Source organism: Streptomyces sp. TAA204 (genome assembly GCF_000424965.1).
In genome coordinates this window covers 49,255-69,663 of the sequence record NZ_AUKW01000004.1, presented here as the reverse complement: position 1 = coordinate 69,663, position 20,409 = coordinate 49,255, and the positions used below count along the sequence as shown (strand labels likewise).

At 70.3% G+C, this 20,409-nt stretch carries 18 protein-coding genes; 6 read left to right on the top strand and 12 right to left on the bottom strand.

Translation table 11 applies throughout. The features are described 5' to 3' along the window. The first annotated feature begins 575 nt into the window (after nucleotides 1–575). Genes H343_RS0108615 through H343_RS0108605 form a run of 3 tightly spaced genes read left to right on the top strand, consistent with a single transcriptional unit; the run spans nucleotide 576 to nucleotide 3,306 of the window. Nucleotides 576–1,532 carry an ABC transporter substrate-binding protein gene (locus H343_RS0108615; RefSeq protein WP_028430795.1) on the top strand — a complete coding sequence of 319 codons (957 nt, stop codon included), beginning with the start codon at nucleotides 576–578 and terminating at the stop codon, nucleotides 1,530–1,532. A 53-nt stretch (nucleotides 1,533–1,585) separates the two neighbouring features. Further along, nucleotides 1,586–2,548 carry an amino acid ABC transporter permease gene (locus tag H343_RS0108610; protein ID WP_028430794.1) on the top strand — a complete coding sequence of 321 codons (963 nt, stop codon included), beginning with the start codon at nucleotides 1,586–1,588 and terminating at the stop codon, nucleotides 2,546–2,548. Then, nucleotides 2,545–3,306, top strand: coding sequence for an amino acid ABC transporter ATP-binding protein (locus H343_RS0108605; RefSeq protein WP_078505236.1), 762 nt, complete (start codon nucleotides 2,545–2,547; stop codon nucleotides 3,304–3,306). Before H343_RS0108610 ends, H343_RS0108605 begins: the two co-directional genes overlap by 4 nt. Nucleotides 3,307–3,414: 108 nt before the next feature. Here H343_RS0108605 and H343_RS35245 read toward each other — a convergent pair whose 3' ends face one another. Further along, nucleotides 3,415–3,900: a hypothetical protein gene (locus H343_RS35245; RefSeq protein ID WP_158679537.1), complete on the bottom strand. Its 486-nt coding sequence runs from the start codon at nucleotides 3,898–3,900 to the stop codon at nucleotides 3,415–3,417. Between the two features lie 125 nt (nucleotides 3,901–4,025). Next, a complete protein-coding gene (locus H343_RS0108595) occupies nucleotides 4,026–4,880 on the bottom strand; it encodes an IS5 family transposase (protein ID WP_028430792.1) in 855 nt (284 codons plus the stop codon). A 140-nt stretch (nucleotides 4,881–5,020) separates the two neighbouring features. Between H343_RS0108595 and H343_RS0108590 the strand changes: the two genes are divergently transcribed. Beyond that, nucleotides 5,021–5,983, top strand: a complete 963-nt coding sequence (locus H343_RS0108590; RefSeq protein ID WP_028430791.1) for a zinc-binding dehydrogenase — start codon at nucleotides 5,021–5,023, stop codon at nucleotides 5,981–5,983. A 257-nt stretch (nucleotides 5,984–6,240) separates the two neighbouring features. Further along, the gene (locus H343_RS0108585; protein WP_486586831.1) at nucleotides 6,241–6,825 is read left to right on the top strand and encodes a Uma2 family endonuclease; all 585 of its coding nucleotides are present in this window, start codon (nucleotides 6,241–6,243) and stop codon (nucleotides 6,823–6,825) included. 29 nt (nucleotides 6,826–6,854) lie between these two features. Here H343_RS0108585 and H343_RS29685 read toward each other — a convergent pair whose 3' ends face one another. From H343_RS29685 to ureA, 8 genes are all read right to left on the bottom strand, one after another. Continuing rightward, nucleotides 6,855–7,877, bottom strand: coding sequence for a PadR family transcriptional regulator (locus tag H343_RS29685; RefSeq protein WP_051264834.1), 1,023 nt, complete (start codon nucleotides 7,875–7,877; stop codon nucleotides 6,855–6,857). 1 nt (nucleotide 7,878) lies between these two features. Beyond that, complete coding sequence (locus tag H343_RS0108575) at nucleotides 7,879–8,745, bottom strand: hypothetical protein (protein ID WP_037903085.1); 867 nt, start codon at nucleotides 8,743–8,745, stop codon at nucleotides 7,879–7,881. A 207-nt stretch (nucleotides 8,746–8,952) separates the two neighbouring features. Continuing rightward, the gene (locus H343_RS0108570) at nucleotides 8,953–10,383 is read right to left on the bottom strand and encodes an aminobutyraldehyde dehydrogenase (protein WP_037903084.1); all 1,431 of its coding nucleotides are present in this window, start codon (nucleotides 10,381–10,383) and stop codon (nucleotides 8,953–8,955) included. Next, nucleotides 10,376–12,070: a thiamine pyrophosphate-binding protein gene (locus H343_RS0108565; protein ID WP_028430787.1), complete on the bottom strand. Its 1,695-nt coding sequence runs from the start codon at nucleotides 12,068–12,070 to the stop codon at nucleotides 10,376–10,378. Before H343_RS0108565 ends, H343_RS0108570 begins: the two co-directional genes overlap by 8 nt. Next, on the bottom strand, nucleotides 12,067–13,452 hold the full coding sequence (locus H343_RS0108560) for an MFS transporter (protein ID WP_199778903.1): 1,386 nt from the start codon (nucleotides 13,450–13,452) through the stop codon (nucleotides 12,067–12,069). The genes H343_RS0108565 and H343_RS0108560 overlap by 4 nt, the downstream gene beginning before the upstream one ends. Before the next feature lie 145 nt (nucleotides 13,453–13,597). Next, on the bottom strand, nucleotides 13,598–15,298 hold the full coding sequence (locus tag H343_RS29680; RefSeq protein WP_037903082.1) for an amidohydrolase: 1,701 nt from the start codon (nucleotides 15,296–15,298) through the stop codon (nucleotides 13,598–13,600). A 90-nt stretch (nucleotides 15,299–15,388) separates the two neighbouring features. Further along, a complete protein-coding gene (locus tag H343_RS0108550; protein WP_028430785.1) occupies nucleotides 15,389–17,089 on the bottom strand; it encodes an urease subunit alpha in 1,701 nt (566 codons plus the stop codon). Beyond that, entirely contained in the window at nucleotides 17,086–17,799 is a 714-nt protein-coding gene (gene ureA, locus H343_RS0108545) for an urease subunit gamma (RefSeq protein WP_028430784.1), read from the bottom strand. Before ureA ends, H343_RS0108550 begins: the two co-directional genes overlap by 4 nt. A gap of 121 nt (nucleotides 17,800–17,920) precedes the next feature. Between ureA and H343_RS29675 the strand changes: the two genes are divergently transcribed. Beyond that, entirely contained in the window at nucleotides 17,921–19,126 is a 1,206-nt protein-coding gene (locus tag H343_RS29675) for a helix-turn-helix domain-containing protein (protein WP_051264952.1), read from the top strand. A 160-nt stretch (nucleotides 19,127–19,286) separates the two neighbouring features. On the opposite strand, the gene H343_RS0108535 is transcribed toward H343_RS29675, so the two are convergent. Together H343_RS0108535 and H343_RS0108530 are read right to left on the bottom strand one after the other, a co-directional pair. Continuing rightward, complete coding sequence (locus H343_RS0108535; RefSeq protein ID WP_028430783.1) at nucleotides 19,287–19,472, bottom strand: DUF6104 family protein; 186 nt, start codon at nucleotides 19,470–19,472, stop codon at nucleotides 19,287–19,289. Nucleotides 19,473–19,767: 295 nt separating this feature from the next. Beyond that, the gene (locus tag H343_RS0108530) at nucleotides 19,768–20,121 is read right to left on the bottom strand and encodes a hypothetical protein (RefSeq protein WP_028430782.1); all 354 of its coding nucleotides are present in this window, start codon (nucleotides 20,119–20,121) and stop codon (nucleotides 19,768–19,770) included. Nucleotides 20,122–20,409 lie beyond the last annotated feature (288 nt).

The following is a 20,409-nucleotide window of genomic DNA, read 5'->3' as shown; positions in this document are numbered from 1 at the left end:
ATCTGTGTGAGGGTGGCCGTCCCCTGGTTGAGGAACGGGCGGGCAACCGCGTCCGCTGTCCGGACGGCCGCAGGCCGCCGCGCCCAGGTGTGGGTCCCTCCGGCCCGTCGGTCCGGCGGGAGAGGTGCAGACGCCGGGCGCGCCGCACACGCGCCCTGGTCCCCGGGTGAGGGGTGTAATCGACCTTTGTACCGGACAACGCCCTCCGGTTACGACCCGCTTCCCGGACCCCGGGGAAGAGAAACCGGACATCGGCCGACAGAACGGCCGGAAAGCGTCCGCGCGTCCGCTGGTTCTCCACCGCAACCGCCCGGCGGCGCACGGATTTCACGCGGAGCCGGGGCGGCGCGCTGTGCCGAAGGTCTCTTCCCGACGGAAAGCGACGTCCGGTACGCGATGCGTGACCGCCCTGTATTCGGATTGCGGGCTCCGTTATCCGATTTTGACTCACCAGTCGTCTGTAAGCGCTCGAACGGATGGCAGGATTTCTGCATCCATCAGCCGCTCCCCACGGGGTCGCGACACCCGAAGGTGTGTGCCCGGCCGGCCGCCCCTCATCCGCAGGAGGACCCGCAATGACCGCACGCAGCATCCGACGACAGGCCGCAGCGCGTACCAGGCGCATACGGGCAGCCGCCCCCCTGGCCGTCGTGGTCACCGGCGCCCTGCTGCTGACCGGTTGCGGGGACCAGACGGGCTCCGCCGAGGGCGGGTCGGGCAAGCAGGACAGTGAAGCCCCCCTCTTCGACGAGCTGCCGAAGAAGATCCAGGACGAGGGCGTCATCAAGGTCGGCACGGACGCCGCGTACAAGCCCATGGAGTTCAAGGACGGCGCGGACATCGTCGGTCTCGACCCCGACCTCGCCGACGCGATGGGCAAGCAGCTCGGCGTGCGCTTCGAGTTCACCAACGGCACCTTCGACGGCCTGATCACCTCCATGCAGACCGGTCGCTTCGACATGATCATGTCGTCGATGACGGACACCAAGGACCGCCAGGAGGGTCTGGACGACCAGGGCAAGAAGGTCGGCAAGGGCGTCGACTTCGTCGACTACCTCACGGCCGGTTCCTCGATCCTCGTCAAGAAGGGCAACCCGGAGAAGATCGAGTCGGTCGAGCAGCTGTGCGGGAAGAAGGTCGCCACCCAGCGCGGCACCACCTCGCACGAGATCCTCAAGAAGCAGATCGACGAGTGCAAGAAGGACCGCAAGCGCCCCATCTCCGTCGAGCCCTTCGACAACGACGACCAGGCGCGGGTGCGGCTGAAGGCCGGCGGTGTCGTCGCCGACATCTCCGACTTCCCCGTCGCGGCCAACGCCGCGAAGAGCGGTGACGACTTCGAGGTCGTCGGCGAGCAGATGGAGTCGGCGCCCTACGGCATGGCCGTCGCCAAGGGCAACGACAAGCTGAGCGGCGCGCTGAAGAAGGCCCTGACGAAGATCATCGAGGACGGCTCGTACGAGAAGGCGCTCAAGAAGTGGGGCGTCGAGGACGGCGGGGTTTCCGAAGCGAAGATCAACAGCGGTTCCTGAGCCGGTCGCGGCCACCGAACCGACGTTGTACGGACGCTGAAAGGCAAACCCCCATGACCGCTCCCCTCGACAAGGCGCCCGCCGACGCGCCACCACCGACCGGCACGGCACCCGAGGCGATCAAGGCGATACCCGTGCGGCACTACGGCCGCTACGTCTCCGCCGTTGTCGTGGTCGCACTGCTGGCCCTCCTCTTCAACGCGTTCGCCGTGGCGGACCTGTCGTGGGCCTCGGTCGGTGACTTCTTCTTCGACGACCAGATCATGGAGGGCGTCAAGAACACCCTTGTGGTCAGCGTGCTTTCGATGCTGATGGGCCTGGTGCTCGGCATCGTCCTCGCCGTGATGCGGATGTCGAAGAACCCGGTCACCTCCTCGGTGGCCTGGGGCTACATCTGGTTCTTCCGCGGCACGCCCGTGTATGTGCAGCTGCTGCTGTGGTTCAACCTGGCGCTGATCTTCCCGGTTCTCAATCTCGGTCCGATCTACAAGGACGAGATGACCGACGTCATGACACCGTTCATGGCGGCGCTGCTCGGACTCGGCCTCAACGAGGCCGCCTACATGGCGGAGATCTGCCGCGCGGGCATCCAGTCCGTCGACGAGGGGCAGACCGAGGCTTCCCAGGCGCTCGGCATGACCAGTGGGCAGAACATGCGACGAATAGTGCTGCCCCAGGCGATGCGGGTGATCGTGCCGCCCAGCGGCAACGAGTTCATCAACCTGCTCAAGACCTCCGCGCTGTGTGAGGTGGTCCTGTTCGAGGAAACGCTGCGCAAGGCCAGGAACATTGGCAACAATGCGGGCGCGGTCGTTGAGATGCTCTTGGTCGCGACCCTGTGGTTCCTGGTCATCACAACGCTCTTCAGTATCGGGCAGTTCTATCTGGAGCGGCACTACGCCCGCGGCTCGTCCCGGCAGCTTCCGGCGACGCCGTGGCAGCGGGCGCGGCAGCTGGTGTTCACCTTCAGGCGTGGTACGGGAGCGGGCTCGGGAGCCGGAGGGGCGGGCGCATGAACGCGATGGTGAAGGCGGAGGCCGTACACAAGTCCTTCGGCCCGGTGGAGGTCCTCAAGGGCATCGACCTGGAGGTGGCCCCGCAGGAGGTGTTCTGCATCGTCGGGCCGTCCGGCTCCGGGAAGTCGACGTTCCTGCGGTGCATCAACCACCTGGAGAAGATCAACGCCGGGCGGCTGTACGTGGACGGCACCCTCGTCGGCTACCGCCAGCAGGGCAACAAGCTCTACGAGCTGCGCGACCGCGAAGTGGCCGCCCAGCGCCGCGACATCGGCATGGTCTTCCAGCGCTTCAACCTCTTCCCGCACATGACGGCCCTGGAGAACGTGGCCGAGGCACCCGTGCAGGTCAAGGGCGAGAGCAAGGCCAAGGCGCAGGAGCGTGCGCGTGCGTTGCTGGAGCGCGTGGGGCTGGGTGACAAGAACGCCGGCTACCCCTCCCAGCTCTCCGGCGGGCAGCAGCAGCGGGTGGCCATCGCCCGCGCGCTGGCGATGGAGCCGAAGCTGATGCTCTTCGACGAGCCGACCTCGGCGCTCGACCCCGAACTGGTCGGTGAAGTGCTGGACGTGATGAGGGACCTGGCCCGGGACGGGATGACGATGGTCGTCGTCACGCACGAGATGGGGTTCGCCCGGGAGGTCGGCGACTCGCTGGTCTTCATGGACGACGGTGTCGTGGTGGAGACCGGGCATCCGCGGGACGTGCTGAGCAACCCGCAGCACGAGCGGACGAAGTCCTTCCTCTCCAAGGTGCTCTAGCGAGGCGGGCGGGGCGATCGCCCGCGCTGGGGCCTGATTCATTCGCAGATCGGCAGAAGAATGCGAGCACTTCGTCACGGTGACGAAGTTCTCGCATTCGTTATTCCTCTATCCGAGGCCGGAGACATAGGCGGTTATCTGCCCGCCGTTCCCCCCAGGGATGTCGCTGCCCGAATCGGTCCCATTCCTCGCCACGGTGACGAAAGTTAGGGCGCAGTTGCTGCCTTCAGGGAAGTTGTAGTTGCACCAGGTCCAGCCGTTGCCGGAACCGTTCTTGTCATGGCACTCACCATGGCGGCCCTCGCGTGGGCCGTTGATGAGCTTCCATTTCAGTACGACTCGGCGCCCGTCGGACACATAGTCCTGTACCTTGAATTTGTCGCCCGTTGAGTAGAAGCAGCCGGCTCCCGGTTGACCCCAGTTGACGTTGCAGAATTTGGTTGTCGCAGCATGCGCCGGAGTTGTCATCGCAAAAGTCAGGGCCACTGCGGCGATGCCCGTTGCAAGGGCCTTGGCGGTCAGCAAGGACTTCAAAGTTCCCCCGTTCAATATGAGTTCCTGAATTTCAGGGAGGTCGAATCTTAGCGTGGACATATATCGACGTCAACTGGTTTTAGGGGGTCCGAAATTCCTTGTCGCATACAGGGTGGTGTGAGACTCGGGCGCCGGGCCCGGGTCGAGCACGTAGAGGGCTCTCTGAGAGCGCGTTTGAGATCTCCTCAGGTGCTGCGGTGTAGAGGTCGTCGGGGCCGGCGGGTGGCCGGTCCGCTGCGGGTGAGCCGATGCAGTATGACGTCGGTCATCGCCCAGCGGATCATGGTCTCGGAATGGCGCGGATCTCGCTCGTGGTCGCAAGCCAGGCGGCGGCGCACGGTGATCCAGCCGAACGTGCGCTCCACGGCCCAGCGCCTGGGATGCACCTGGAAACCCCGCCGGCCAGGCAGCTTCCGCACGATGTCGATGGTGCGGTCGAGGACCTCATCGGCCCAGCCCACGAGCCGGCCGGCGAAGCCCTGGTCCGCCCAGACCGTCTCCACCGAGGGGTGATCCAGGCGGATCCACAGCAGTGGGCGCCGAGCGCCGTCACGGTCTTGGACGCCGGCTGCGACGACGTGCACCGCCAGGAGAAGACCGAGGGTGTCGGTGACGATGAACCGCTTGCGCCCCTTGGTTCTCTTGCCCGCGTCGAAGCCGCTGGTCTCCCTCGGGACGGAGTCGGCGACCCGCACCGATGGAGAGTCGACGAGCCCCGCCGTCGGCTCGGCCTTCCGTCCGTCGGCCTCACGGACTTTCCCGCGCAGGGCGTCGTGGATCTTCTCGACCGTGCCCTCGTCATGCCACCAGGTGAAGTACCAGTACACCGTCTCCCACGGTGGGAAGTCCTTGGGCAGGTATCGCCACTGGCAGCCGGTCCGCGCCAGGTACAAGATCGCGTTCACGATGCTGCGTCGCGGATGCTTCTCCCGCCGTCCGCCCTTCCGGCCCGTCCGCGGCGGCGGCAGCAACCCCTCGATCAACGCCCACTGTTCATCCGTCAGGTCCGACGGGAACCCTCCCCAGCAGTACCCATGCACTGCTCAACGAGTCACCCCGCTACCGGTACCGCAGATCTCAAACCCGCTCTCAGGTGAATCGGTCGCTTCGCGGAGCGGGAGGGCTGGTCACCGGCCCATGGGGGTACCACCGGCGAAGCCCGGGGGAGTACGGTGCGATCATGTTTGCTGCATACGCCGCGCGCATCGACAAGGACCAGCCGCTCGAAGGACTGGAGTTGGGCGACCGTCCGGAACCGGCGGTTCCGGACGGCTGGACGACAGTCGACGTCAAGGCGGCGTCGCTCAACCACCACGACCTGTGGTCACTGCGGGGCATCGGTCTCGGCGAGGAATCGCTCCCGATGACCCTGGGCTGCGACGCCGCGGGCGTGGACGCCGACGGCAACGAGGTCGTCCTCCACTCCGTCATCGGCGCCACCGGCCACGGGGTCGGGCCGGGCGAGAGGCCCAGCATCCTCACCGAGAAGTACCAGGGCACCTTCGCCGAACGGGTCGCCGTCCCCCGGTGGAACGTGCTGCCCAAGCCGCAGGAGCTGAGCTTCGAGGAGGCCGCCTGCCTGCCGACGGCATGGCTGACCGCCTACCGCATGCTCTTCACCAACGCGGGCGTACGGCCCGGCGACAGCGTCCTCGTCCAGGGCGCCGGCGGCGGTGTCGCGACCGCCGCGATCGTGCTGGGCGCCGCGGCCGGACTGCGGGTGTTCGCCACCAGCCGCCACGAGGACAAGCGCAAGCGCGCGGTCGAGCTCGGCGCCGAGGCCGCCGTGGAGAGCGGCGCACGGCTGCCGCAGCGCGTCGACGCCGTGCTGGAGACGGTCGGCGCGGCCACCTGGTCGCACTCCCTGAAGTCCCTCAAGCCGGGCGGCACCGTCGTCATCTCGGGTGCCACCAGCGGCCCGAACCCGCCCGCGACCGAACTCAACCGGATCTTCTTCCTGGAACTGAAGGTCGTCGGCTCCACCATGGGCAGCAAGGAGGAGCTGGCGTCGCTGCTGAGCTTCTGCGCCGCCAAGGGCGTACGGCCCGTCATCGACTCCACGCTCCCGCTGGACCGGGCGCGGGAGGGCTTCGTGAAGATGGCGGAGGGCGACCTGTTCGGCAAGGTCGTGCTCACGGTCTGAGCGGCTCCTCAGGCCGGGTGGTTCGGTCCGGCGGGGACGGCGGCGCGCGCCGTGCGGTGTGGACGGTGAACGGCTCGGTCCCGGCCGGCCTCCGCGCGGCGCTCGTCCGGCCGGGCACCGGCAGCAGCACACGCGGCCGCTCCGTGAGGTGCGGAAACGTCACTGATCCCGCGATGGGATGACTACCGAAGGTCACGGTCGCGCCCGCGCGGCTACTCTGGAAATGTCGCTCCGTGACGAAGGAGGTCCACGTGCCCATGGCAGCCCCCGAGCGTGAGTCCGATGTGGTGGCCGACGACAGCATGGCGTCGTCGGTCGAGAACGCCTTCGACGCGTTGAGCGCGGCAGCCCCCGAGGGATGGCGCGTGGAGTTGATCGAGGGAGAGATCCACGTGGTGCCTCCGGCCAACGGCGAGCACGAGGAGATCGTGTCCGAGGTATCGGGTCAGGTCCGTGACCACCGGAAGGAACTCGGACGCTATACCGGCCTGGGCCTGTACGTCGCCGATGCCTCGCCCACGGGCAAGGTCGTACCGGACCTCGTCATCGCGCCGAAGGGCAGTTTCGGCGATGTGGCGGAGTATCACGACCCTGCTCCCGTTCTGCTCGTCGGGGAGGTGACTTCCCCCTCCACCGGACGCCAGGACCGGGGAGCGAAGCTGCGGGGCTACGCGTCGGCGGGAATCCCCTGCTATCTGCTGATCGACCGTGAGGCCGGCGAGGTCGTCGTGCACTCCGAGCCGTCCGGCGGCACGTACACGCGGAGCGCGGAGGCGAAGCTCTCCAAGAGGATCGAACTGCCCGAGCCGCTGGGGTTCGAGCTGGACACCGGCGAGTTCTGAGGCCGCCGGCGCCTCCGCCGAGTCCCGGTTCAGCTCCCGGGTTCCTTTCCGGGCTCCTTCCCGCGCTCCGTGCCGGCGTCCGGGTTCCGCAGCACCGCCACCAAGTGCGCCGCCGCGGTGGACAGATGACGCCGCGCCTGGCGCAGCTGGGCCTCACTGACGCCGTGGTCGCGGGCGGCGTCCCGTACGTCGTCACGGAAGTGGTCCAGCAGTCTCTCCAGGTCCCGGGCGGGGTCCTCGCCCGAAGTGCCGTTCTCCTCCGCCCAGTCGGGACGCGGCGGTTCCTGGCCCGTGGCCTGTTCTTGGCCCTGCTCCCCTCCCGCGTGCGGAAACCACGGCGTCGTGTACGAGGTGATCCGGCCCAGGTTGCCCATTTCGCGCGCCAGTTGGGACATCCCCTCGCGCACCGCGCCCGGCCAGTCGCCCGACTTGGCGCGCGAGGAGACCTGGTCCTGCACCTGGCGTGCGATGCGCTGCACCTCCTCGACGGCCGCCGCCCGCGCCTCCGCCTCCTTCGCCCGGCGTTTGGCCTGCTGCGTCTCCCGCTTCGCGCGGCGGGCCTGCTCCTTCCACTCCTCCTTGGCCCGCCTCATCTCCTCCTTCGCCTGCTGCCACGACTCCTTCTCGCCGCCGCTCGCGGTCCGCGCGCCGTTGCCCTCCCTGCGGGCGCGTTCGGCCTGCTCCCGGATCTCGTGCCGAAGATCGCTCGCGGAACCGCTGACCTCGTCCCGGATGTCGGTGGCGAGCGCCGCCAGCGAGGCGGAGATCTCGGCCTCCAACTCGGCCAGTTCGGCCCGGCGTTCGGAGAGTTCGGCGCGTCCCGCGTCGGTGATCGAGTAGACCTTGCGGCCGCCCGCCTCGGTTGAGTGGCTGACCAGGCCCTCGGCCTCCAGCTTGGCCAGGCGCGGGTAGACGGTGCCGGCGGACGGCGCGTACATGCCCTGGAAGCGCTCCTCCAGCAGCCGGATCACCTCGTAGCCGTGCCGGGGCGCCTCGTCGAGCAGCTTGAGCAGATAGAGGCGGAGACGGCCGTGGCCGAAGACGGGAGGCATGTCATACGTCCTTGCTGAGGAGGGGGGCGTCGTCGTCGAGCGGTGCGGAGGGGCGGCGCAGCAGCGCGATGGAGCCGGAGACGCTGCTGGCCTTGACCTGGCCCCTGCCGGTGCCCAGCACGCCGCTCACCTTCTTCCCACCCCACGTGCCTTCCGCTCTCAGCTCCTCGAAGGCGCTGCTCACGGCGCCGCCGGCGCTGTTGGCCTCGACCTTGGCGTGCACGGGGCAGGAGAGCCGGACGGCGATGGACCCCGAGACCGTGCCCAGTGCGATGTCGGCCGCGTCGATGCCGTCGTCCCGTCCGCCGAGGTCGAGGACCATGTCGCCGTTCACCGAGTCGGCCTTGACCGCCGAGCCGCCGCCGTCGATGACGGTCAGGTCGCCGGAGACGGAGCTGAAGCTGAGCCTGCCCGTCAGACCCTGTGTCTCGATGCTGCCGGAGACGGTGTCCGCCTGTACCCGGCCCGTCAGTCCGACGAGGGTCGTGTCGCCGCTGATCCCGCGGACGTCCGTGCGTCCGGTGACGCCCGAGACGAAGGCGTTCGCCCCGACGGCACCCACCGAGAGGCGCACATGTGCGGGCACGGACACCGAGACGACGGCGTGCCGGTTCCAGTCCTTGCGGTCCAGCCACTGCAGGAAGCCCTTCCAGGGCACGTCCTCGTAGGCGACGACCAGGGAAGCGCCCTCATGCGTGACCACCAGCGGAGGGCCCTGCACCTCGCTGATCTCGACGCGGGCGCCGGGTTCGGCGGTGCCGACGACGTTGACCGTGCCGTTGACCACGTGGACGTGGAGGGTCTCGACGGGGTCGTCGAAGTCGAGGTTCTGTGCCTCGGAGATCTGCCACGAGTGTTCGGCGGGCACGGCGGCCTCCCGGGTAGACGTGCGACGACATATCGCGTCCGCTGAGGAACACGATATGTCGTGTCTGGGAGAGAGGCAAGCAAGACCGTCCGCGCGGTCCGTCGCGATCGGTCGCGAGAGGACGGGCGGCCGCAGGACGGGCGCCGGCGCCCGTTCACCGACGGCGCCGGCGCCCGTCCCGGCTTCCGGTCAGGGCCCGGCTTCCGCTCAGGGCGCCGCGTGCGCCGCCATGACATGTTTGACGCGGGTGTAGTCCTCGAAGCCGTAGCGGCTCAGGTCGCGTCCCATGCCCGACTGCTTGTATCCGCCGTGCGGCAGTTCCGCGAGGATCACCTGGTGGCAGTTGAGCCACACGCTGCCGAAGTCCAGTGCCGAGCTCAGCCGCATCGCCCGCCCCAGGTCCGACGTCCACACGCTGGAGGCGAGGCCGAAGTCGACGCCGCAGGCCATCTCCAGCGCCTCGTCCTCGGTGTCGAAGGGCTGGACCGTCACCACCGGGCCGAAGATCTCCCGCTGGACCACGGCGTCGTCCTGCCGCACTCCGGAGATCACCGTGGGCGGGAAGAAGAAGCCGGGACGGTCCGCCTGCCGGCCGCCCGTCTCCAGTACGGCGTGCGGGGGCAGTTCGCCGACGACGGCGGCCACCCGGTCCAGGTGTGCCGCGCTGTTGAGCGGGCCGAGGAAGGCGCTCTCCGAGGGCGCTCCGAGGGGCGTCTCACTAGCGGCCCGCACCAGCGCCGTCAACAGCGGTTCGTAGGCGGCACGTTCGACCAGCACCCGGGTGACGGCCGTGCAGTCCTGTCCGGCGTTGAAGAACGCCGCGTCGGCGAGTGCGCGGGCGGTTCGTTCCGGGTCGACGTCGCCGAAGACGAGTGCCGGTGCCTTGCCGCCCAGTTCTAGGTGCACGTTCGTCACCCGCGGGGCGGCCGAGGTCATCACTTCGGAGCCCGCCCGTGTGCTGCCCGTGATGGCCACCATGTCCACGTCCTCGTGCCCGGCCAGCGCCCTGCCCGTCTCCCGGTCGCCGCACACGACGTTGACCACGCCGGGCGGGAACGCGCGGGCGGCGAGTTCACCGAGCATCACCGTCGAGACGGGCGTGGTGTCGGACGGCTTCAGCACGACGGTGTTGCCGGCCGCCAGCGCCGGTGCCAGCTTCCAGACCGCCATCATGAACGGGTAGTTCCACGGGGTCACCTGGGCGACCACGCCCACGGGCTCCCGGCGGACGTAGGAGGTGTGCCCCTCGGCGTACTCCGTGGCCGCGACGCCGTCCAGGACACGGGCCGCACCCGCGAAGAAGCGCAACTGGTCGGCGCCCCGGTCGATTTCGAGAGTCCTGGTGACCTCCGGGGGCTTTCCGGTGGCACGTACCTCTGCCGCCAGCAGTTCCCCGGCGTTCTCCGCCACCAGGTCGGCGAGCCGCAGCAGCGCTGCCTGACGGTCGGCGGGGGTGCTGCGGCGCCAGGAGCCGAAGGCACGTCGCGCCACCGCCACCGCGGTGTCCACCTCGGCGGCCGTGGAGCGCGGCGCGGTGCCGTAGACCTCGCCCGTGGCGGGGTCCGTGAGTTCCATACGGGCGGTGTGCGGGACGCTCACGCCGTCGATGACGTTCCGCAGTACCAGGTCTTCAGACACCTCGGGCCTCCTCACGCAGTGACTCCACCGTGGTGCCCGGCGCCAGGCGCCCCTCGGCGGGGCGCAGTGCGATCAGTGCCGCTCTGCCCCCGCGGCAGCTCGCCACGCAGCGCTCCAGCGCCGGGCCGAACTCCCCGGTGGTGGTGACCGTTTCGCCGTGGGCGCCGAAGGCCCGTGCGTACGCGGCGAAGTCGGGATTGATCAGGTCGGTGCCGCTGACGCGGCCCGGGTAGTGCATCTCCTGATGCTTGCGGATGGTGCCGTACGTGCCGTTGTCGACGACCAGGATCAGTGGCGCTCCGCCCTCCGCGGTGGCGGTCGCCAGTTCCTGGCCGTTCATCAGGAAGCAGCCGTCGCCCGCGAATGTGACGACCTGGCGTGCGGGCTCCAGCAGTGACGCGGCGACGCCGGCGGGCAGGCCGTAGCCCATCGAGCCGCTGCGGGGGGCGAGTTGACGCATCCCTTCGCGGTAGCCGATGAAGCGCTGGGCCCACAGCGCGTAGTTCCCCGCGCCGAAGGTGACCACGGCGTCGGGGTCCAGAGCGGCGTCGACGGTGGCGAACACCTCGCCCAGGTCGAGGGGTTCGTCGTCGTGGAGCGGTTCGCGGAAGTCCAGGTGCGCGGCCCGGTCGGCCCGGGTCACCTCGCTCCAGCGGACCGGCTCCGCCGGCTTCAGCTCTCGTACCGCCTCACCGAACGCCGCAGGTGAGGCCAGCAGCGCGAGGTCCGCGCGGTGGGCCGCGCCGGGCGGCTGGGACTGCGGCAGTACGTGCACCACCCGGCGGCCGTCCCGGCCGTGCCCCTCCCGCGGTTCGAGGAGCGTGTACCCGTCCGTGGCCACGTCTCCCGGGACGGCGCCGACGCAGATCAGCAGGTCGGCGCCGTCCAGGCGCCGGGCGAGCGCGTCCGAGCGTCCGTAGCCCAGGCTCCCGGCGAAGACCTCGCACTCCTCCGCCACCAGATCCTGGCAGCGGAAGTCGACCGCCAGCGGCAGCGACCAGGACTCGGCCCAGGCCCGTACGTCCGCACGCGCGGTGTCCGTCCAGCGCGTCCCGCCGAGGAGCACCAGCGGCTGCCGCGCCTCCTCCAGCAGCTCCTCCAGTTCGCGGAGCTGACCGCCGGAGACGCCTCCCCCGGGCACGGGCAGCGGCGTCGCGTCCGCGACCCGCGCCGTGTCGGTGAGCATGTCCTCGGGCAGGCCGAGTACGACGGGGCCGGGCAGCCCCGAGGCGGCGACGGCGAAGGCGCGCGCGGTGAACTCCGGTATGCGGGAGGCGTCCTCGACGGTCTCGACGAGCTTGGCCGTGGCCCCGAAGGTGCCGCGCAGGTCGAGTTCCTGGAACGCCTCGCGGCCGGTGTGGCCGCGCGGCACCAGGCCGACGAAGAGCACCAGCGGTGTGGCGTCCTGGTGCGCGGTGTGCAGCGCCACGAGGGCGTTGGCGGCGCCCGGGCCGCGGGTGGTGAAGCAGACACCCGGGCGGCCCGTGAGCTTGGCGGACGCCTCCGCCATGTAGCCGGCGCCGCCCTCGTGACGGCAGACGACCATCCGTACGGGAGCGTCGTGCAGGGCGTCGAGCACGTCGAGATAGCTCTCGCCCGGCACGCCGAAAACGGTCTCGACACCGTGTGCCGCGAGCTGGTCGACGAGAATCCGTCCGCCGGTGCGCTCGATGGACTCCGCCGTCATGCGATCGCCTTGGAGGACTCGTGCTCCTTGCTGGGGTCGTGGCCCAGGCGGCGCCGCAGCTGCGGGCCCGCGAGGAACGAACCGACCGCCGAGCAGGCCGCGATGAAGACGAGCAGCAGCGACGAGCTCCACGACGCGCCGTCGGACAGGCCGAGCAGCGACGCGGCCACCAGCGGCACGAACCCGGCCAGCACACCCGCCAGGTTGTAGGACATCGCCACGGCGCTGTAGCGGAAGCTTTCGGGGAACATCCCGGAGACGACGGCGCCGATCGGCGCGTAGGGGATGGAGATGGCGCCGATGCCGAGCGAGACACCGAGGATGACGAGCCCCGTCTGGCCGGTGTCCACCAGCCAGAAGGCGGGGAAGGCCACGAGCAGGGAGATGACGCTGCCCACGGCGCACACCTTCCACGGCCCTGCCCTGTTGGCGATCCTCCCGGCGACGACGAGCACGCCGATCTCGACGACGGACCCGACGAGGGTGGCGTTGAGCATCACCGACTTGTCCACACCGAGCTGTTCGGTGCCGTAGGAGATGATGAACGTGGTCATCAGGAAGAAGCCGCCGATGCCGAGGAAGGCCGCGGCGACACCGATGAGGATGCGGCCCCAGGTACGGCGGAACGCCTCGACCAGCGGTGCGGGCGGCGGCCCGTTCTTCTCGCTGTCGGCCATCATGGCCTTGAAGACGGGCGATTCCTCGATGCGCAGCCGCATGTAGAGGGCGACGAGCAGCAGTACGAACGCGAAGAGGAACGGTATCCGCCAGCCCCAGGAGTAGAACGCGTCGTCGTCGAGCATCCCCACCATGGCGAAGGCGCCGCTGGAGAGCAATGTGCCGACGGGGGAGCCCAGTTGGGGAACGGCGGAGTAACTGCCGTGCTTCTCCTTGGGGGTGTGCTCCAGCGTCAGCAGCATCGCGCCGCTCCACTCGCCTCCCACCGAGATGCCCTGCAGGAACCTCAGCGTGGCCAGCAGCGCCGGCGCCCAGATGCCGATGCTGTCGTAGGCGGGCAGCAGCCCGATGCAGCCGGTGGCGACGCCCATCAGCACGACGGTCATGATGAGCGCCGTCTTGCGCCCGTACCTGTCGCCGATGTGTCCGAAGACGGCGGCACCGATGGGACGGGCGACGAAGCCGACCGCGAAGGTGATGAAGGAGGCGATGGTGCCGACGGCCGGGTCCAGGTCGGGGAAGAAGAGCTTGTTGAAGACGAGGGCGGCGGCGGTCCCGTAGAGGAAGTAGTCGTACCACTCCAGCGCCGTGCCGATGAAGGCGGCCGAGAGCAGCCGTTTGATGTCGGCCGGGCGAATCGTCGTCACAGGGCCGGACTTGGACACTTCCTGGCTGTCGCCCGGCGGTGGGTTTTCGTGGCTCACTCGGTCTCCTCGGGGACGGCGACCGCTCGCGCGGTGCACACGGAGTCGGGGGATGCGGGATGTGCGGGGCCTGCCGGTGCGTGGGGGGAAGCGCCCGCGGCACGGGAAGTGCCGCCGGACGAGTGGGGAGTCCCCGCCGCGCTGTTCATGGGTGCGTCACCAGCCCGTGCGGATCGTGGGCGGCGTCTCCGCCGACCGCGGTCGCCAGGACGCCGATGGCGCCGATGCGGTCCGCCTCGACGCCCAGGGGGTCGGCGTCGAGTACGGCGAAGTCGGCCAACTGTCCTGTCATCAGACGGCCCTTACGTGCTGCGGAGCCCGTCGCGCGGGCTGATCCCACGGTCCAGGCACGCAACGCGCTGTGTGCGGACACTCGTTCGTCCGGTTCGAACGGCGCCCCCGTGTCGGTCAGCCGCCGCACCATCGCCTCGATCGCGGGGAGCGGGGCACCGGGGGCGACGGGCCGGTCGGAGGAGCCCGGGACGGTCAGGCCCGCCTCCAGGAACGAGCGCATGCGGTACGTCCAGCTCTTGCGGTCGGGGCCGAGGTTGGCGGCCATCGCGGCACCGAAGGCGGGAAGGAAGTTGTGCTGCGGCACCGGAACGACGCCCAGTTCGGCGAAGCGCGTGAGCTGGTCCGGGCGGACCATCCCGGCGTGTTCGATCCGGTGCGCCACGCCCTTGCGGGGGTGCTCTCGCTGGGCGCGTTCGTAGATGTCGAGGGCGAGGTCGACGGCCCTGTCACCGATGGCGTGCGCGGCGACGCTCCAGCCGGCGCGGTGTGCGGCGACGACGAGCGAGGCCATGGCCTCGGGGTCCTGCTGGAAGTAGCCGGTGCCCGTGCTCCCGTCGGTGCCCGTGCTTCCCTCCGGCCCGGCGCTGTCGGCCGTGCCGTTCGCGCAGCCGCAGAAGGGGCGGGTGACGGCCGCCGTACGGCCGAGGAGCGAGCCGTCGAGGAAGATCTTCACCGGTCCGACGGAGAGCCGGTCGTCCCCGAAGCCGGTGCGCAGCCCCAGGTCGAGCCCCGCGGTGATGCCGTCGCCGGGGTGCGCCTGGAGCGGGTGCAGGACGTCGGAGGCGATCATGAGCTGGGCGCGGGCGTGCAACCGGTCGGTGTCCAGGGCGAGTTGATAGGCGGCGAGTTCGACCGGCGTCTGGCCGATCCAGCCGCCGCCGATACCGGCCTCGGTGAAACTGGTGATGCCCTCGGCGAGGTACCGGCGGGTCGCCGCGTGCACCGCGTCGGCGACGGTCTCGGACGAGTACGGCAGCACCTGCCGCTGCACCAGTTGCTGCGCGGTCTCTTCGAGCAGCCCGTTGGGGCGCCCGTCCGCGTCCCGTACCACCACGCCGCCGGCGGGCGCTGCGAAGCCTTCGGCGAGGACACCGGCGCGCTCCAGCACGGGTGTGTTGACGTAGCAGGCGTGTCCGGAGGTGTGCTTGAGCCACACCGGCCGTCCGCCCGCCGCGCGGTCGAGCGCGTCGCGGTGCGGCGGCGTGCCGCCGGCCTTGTGATGGTCGAGTCCGGCTCCGACCACCCACGCCTCCTCCGGGAGTGTCCGCGCGCAGCGGGCGACGGAGTCGTAGACCTCCTCCAGCGAGCGGGCTGCGGACAGGTCGAGCTGGGAGAGGGTGAGTCCGTACCAAGTGGTGTGGCAGTGCGCGTCGTTGAAGCCCGGCACGACGGTGGCGCCGCCGGCGTCCAGGACCCGGTCCGCGTCCAGGCCGTCGACCTCCTCGTCGAGTCCGGCGACGCGTCCGTGCAGGACGCCCATGGTCCGGGCCGCGGGACGGTCCTCGTCCATGGTGTGGATACGTGCGTTCCGCACGATCAGGTCGAGCCTCATACGCCCGTTCCTCCTCCCTTCTCCTGCGCCGGGGTCTCTCCGGCTCTCCGGGTCTGCCGGTTCTCTGCGGCCCTTCCGGGACCCGCGCGTTCAGGCCAGATGGTGCAGCTGCGCCAGCGGAAGTCCGGTGGCGGCCTCCGTCGCCGTGGGGGCGCCGTCGACGAGCACGGGCCCGGCCTCGCGGGGCACTTCGACCCGCGGCGTCGCGGTGTTGTGCAGCATGTCGGCGCGGCTGAGTCCGCGGCTGTCCTTGACGGGGGCGTAACGCAGCCCGCCGGGAAGGGCGTTGCGGGCGGCCGTGTCCGCCAGCGTCTCCGCGCCGACGAAGACCCGGGCGAGCCGTGAGGCCGCGTCGCCCAGCGCGCCGAAGTAGGGGCGGTAGTTGCGGGGCTGGGTGAGGCGGGTGGACCCGGAGCCGGAACCGGTGTTGCCCCAGGCCACGAAGCCGCTCTTGATGACCAGTTCGGGCTTGGTGCCGAACCACGCCGGGTGCCACAGGACGATGTCGGCGAGCTGTCCGGGACGTACGCTGCCGACCTCGTGGGAGATCCCGTGCGCGACCGCCGGATTGAGCGTGATCTTGGCGAGGTAGCGCAACACCCTTGCGTTCGCGGGGTGTTCCACGCCGCCCTCCCCGCAGCGCAGGGCCTGAACGTGAGCGAGCTGCCAGGTGCGGCGGACGGTCTCGGCGATCCGGCCCATGCCCATGGAGTCGGAGTTGACGATGCTGATGGCGCCGAGGTCGTGCAGGGAGTTCTCGGCGGCGATGGCGTGGGAGCGTATGCGTCCTTTGGAGATCTCCACGTCGCTGTCGATGTGGTGGTTCTGCCGGTGGACGGTCATGGTCATCGGGAACAGCTCTTCGACCGTGTTGACGGTGTAGGGGACCGTCGGTGTGGTGGAGGAGGGGAGGATGTTCGCCTCGGAGAGGATCTCCAGCAGGTCGGGGTGACCGCCGCCGCCCTCCACGTGGTACGCGTGCACGGTCCGCCCGCGCGTCGCGCCGACGGTGTCGCGAAGATATCCGGACTCGTTCATGGAGTCGGTGTGCAGCGCCACCGGGAGGTCGGCGTGTTCGGCCGCCTCCAGACAGGTGTCGACGATGCGAGGGGTGGCGCCGAAGTCCTCGTGGATCTTGAAGCCCCCCGCTCCCGAGAGCACGATCTCGTCCAGCAGGGTGCGGGAGCTGGAGGAGCCTCGCGCGAGGAACGCCACGTTCAGCGGTGTGCCGCGCCAGGAACTCATCAGCGTGTGCAGGTTGTTGGCAGGGTTGCAGCCGATCTCCCACATTCCGCCCAGGCCCATGCCCACGACTGTGGTCACTCCGGAGGCCAGCGCGGCGGGTGCGATCTCCGGCGAGGAGAGGTGCACATGGCTGTCGACGATGCCCGGTGTGGCCAGCAGCCCCTCTCCCGGCACCATCGACGTGTGCGAGTCGACGGCGAAGTCGACGGGCATCAGGTCCGGGTTGCCGACGCCGCCGACCGCGACGACACGGCCGTCCTTGACGCCGATGTCCGTCTTGCGCACGCCCGAACGGGCGTCCAGCAGCACGACGTTGGTGATGACCATGTCCAGCGCTGAATCACGGTCCGAGCGTGGGGAGGCGAGCAGCCCGTCGCGTACGGTCTTGCCGCAGCCGCCGAGCAGTTCGTCACCGGGCGTGCCGTCGTCACTCTCGACCTCCACCCACAGGTCGGTGTCGGCCAGCCGTATCCGGTCGCCGGTGGTGGGGCCGTAGAGCGCGTTGTACGTGCGGCGGTCGATCTCGCGGTGGCCGGGGGACGTCATGGGCGGTTCTCCTTCTCGGCGGTGCCGCTCACGTGTTCGCTCCCGTGTCCGGCGCCTCCGTGACCGGCACCGTCGCGACCGGCACCTTCGTGGCGGGCCCGGACCAGCTCCACCTCACGCGGGACGCCCGGCTCGAAGACCAGCGCCGTACCGGCGGGGATGTCCAGCCGCATGCCCGCTGCCGCCTCCCGGTCGAAGTCCAGCGCCGCGTTGGCCTCGGCGAGCGGGTAGTGCGAGGAGAGGTAGACGGCGCGGTCGCCGGTGTTGAGCAGCGTCATCCGTGTCCGCGGCCTGCCTTCGTTGATGCGCACGGGCTCCGGTGCCGTACGGACAGCTCCCGGCGCGTGCCGCGCACCGTGACCGCCGTCAGTGCCGTCAGTGCCGTCCGTGCCGTCGCCCCTGCGGGAAGGAGCGATCGGCGCGTCGACGGCGACCAGAGCCGTGCCGCTCGGGAAGAGCGCCTCCACCTGGACGGTCGGCACCATCGCGGAGACCCCCTCCAGCACCTCGTCCTCGGTGAGGACGGAGCGTCCCACGGAGATCACCTCGTCCATGCTCAGCCCGTCCCACGCGGCCTCCAGCACCTCGTCGCAGACGAGGGCGACGGCCTCGGGAGCGTTGAGACGCCGCCCGCGGCCGAGGCGGCGGCGGGCGAGTTCGGCTGCCGTGAACAACTGGAGCCGCTCGTTCTCGCGAGGAGTCAGATGCACTGTCGGGGCCTCCGGGGTCGACCGGCGGATCGGGGGGCATGGGCAATCGCCCCAGCATCGCGCGCGTCGAGAGGATGGCCAACGTTGAAGTATCGCGGGCTGAGCGGCCAGTATTGTGCAGATGCACACTCTGCCTGCCCTGCCGCCACCGGCTCCGCGCGCCGCCGAACTCGCCGTGGAGTGCCTCAAGGGCGTCGACAGCCTGCTCGCCGACTGGCTGGAGACCGTACGCCCGCTGCGCGCCGAGTACGCGGACTCCGTACCGGACGAGGACTTCCGCGAGACCGCCCTCCAGGCGTTCGAGCTGCTGCTGCGCACCGTTGCCGAACTGCCCGTGCCCGCGGAACTCGCGGGGGTCTCCGAGCGGATCGGGGAGCGGCGTGCCCGCCAGGGAGTCCCCCTCGACTCGCTCCTGGCAGCCGCCCGGCTGGACTTCCGTGTGGTCTGGGCCGCGCTCGTGGCCAGGGCGGACGACGAGGACAAGGTGCTGCTCGTCGCCTCCGCCTACCACGTGTGGGAGGCCGTCGAGGCGCACGTCACCGGCATCATGACCGCCTACCAGCGCACGGTGCTGGAGATGGGCAGGCAGCGCGAGGACGAGCGTCGCCTGTGGTTCGACAGGCTCCTGGAGACCGGGGGCCACAACCCGACCGTGGTGCGCGACGTGGGTCTGGCCCTGGGGTTCCGGACCACCGCCCCCTTCCTGTGCGCTGCGGCGCTTCCCGGTCCGGGCAGCGGTCTGCACAGTGCGGCGGGCGAGCTGCGCGCGGCCGGGGCCACGCTGCAGGGGCAGACCGTCTCCTCAGCGTCGCTGCTGGTGGTGCAGTTGGAGGGGCGTGTCGGCGAGGAAGGCGTCCTCGAACGTCTGGAGGGGGTGCCGTGCGGGGTCTCACCCGTCGCGGACGGTCTCGCCGAGGTGCCACGCGCGGTCGAACTGGCCACCGCCACCGTTCGGGCGCTCCCGGAGGCGGCGGCCGGCCCGCTGCGACTGGCAGACGCCTGGCTGGACGTGCTGGTGCACCGCGCGGACTACTTCGCCGGACATCTGGCGCAGGACGTCCTCGGCGGACTCACCTCGAACGGGGCGCCCGCCGCCGAGGTCGAGCGGCTGCTGCACACCGTACGGGTGCACCTGGCCGGCAGTGGTTCCATCGCGGAGACCGCGGAGACGCTCTACTGCCACCGCAACACCGTCCAGCAGCGCTTCACACGCTTCCTGCAGCTGACGGGCCGCGACATACGACGGCCCGAGGACGCCGCCCTCGTCGCGCTCGCGCTGCGCGCGGGGGAGTACGGGAGCACGGCGAGGGGAGACCGTGCGCGGTGACGGCGTGCGGTGACGGCCGGGAACACCGTGTCCTGGAGCCGGAGCCGGAGCCGGAGCCAGAGCCAGAGCCAGAGCCAGAGCCAGGACCAGGACCAGGACCAGGGGCGCAGGCGGCGGTCGGCCTGGCTGCGCCCTGCTGAGGGGCGGGGCCCGGCCCCGGTCAGTCCTCGTCCTCCTCCTCGTCGTCGAGCCGCGCCAGCCATGTGGCGAGCCGCTCGACAGGCACCTCGAAGTCCGGGTTGAGGTCCACGAAGGTGCGGAGCTGCTCGGCCAGCCACTCGAAGGTGACCTCTTCCTCGCCGCGCCGGCTGCTCAGCTCTTCGATGCCGCGGTCGGTGAAGTACAAGGAGGGCTCCCGGGGACGGTGGATGTTGCGGTCCCACGATATGCGGGCGCACCTCCCCCCTCCTCGCCGGCCGGAGGCAGCCGGAAGCGCGGGGGTGAGGGGCGGCCGGTCTCCCGGGCGGGCACAAGGAAGAGGGGAGAGACGCGCCCCCGGACGGGAGGCGGGCGCGTCTCTCCCCTCAGACCCCGTGGTTCCCTGACCGGCTCGCTGCGGGAGGGGCCGCGCAGCAGGGGACGCCCGCGCGGGCCGCGGAGCATCCCGCCGCGAGGCGGGGGAGAGTCACGGGAGTGGTGGGTCAGGCCGCGTTCTTGCCGCCCTTTTCGCCGCTCACACCGTTGTCGACGCCGTTGACGCCCTCGCCGGTCTCCGGCACCTCGATGTGGACCTTGATGTCGGGGTTGATGTTGTTGATCGTGTTGCCGACGCCGGTCTGGCAGAACGTCGGGTGGTGACCGTCGTTCTCCTGCTCGAGGCCGGCCGCGAGGCTCTGGTCCTCGGCCTCCTGCTCCGCGATCTGCGCGGTGTTGCCGCAGAAGTTCACCTGCGGGGCGCCCGACTCGCCGCCGTAGGCGGCGGCGGAGGTCGCGGAGGCACCGAGCATCGCGGCGGCCATGAGGGCGAGGGCGGAGACCCTGACGGATGAGCGCATCTTCTCTCCAATCTCGATTCTCCCCTTGGCAGGGGAATTAATCGGACTATTCCTCCGCGCTGGCTCCCGATACTGCGGGGGCGCCGACTCGACCCTCACGCACTCCGATCTCAGCCCGTCGGACTAATCACATGAATAAGCCGACAGGGGACGTGGAACGCCATTCCTCCGGCCCCGGGGGCCGACCGGCTCCGCCCCGGCCGGAGAGGGAACGGGAACGACGAGGGCCCCTCCGCCCCCCGCTGATCGCGGGTGGCGACGGGGCCCCGGCCCGAAGCCGCGGAGCGT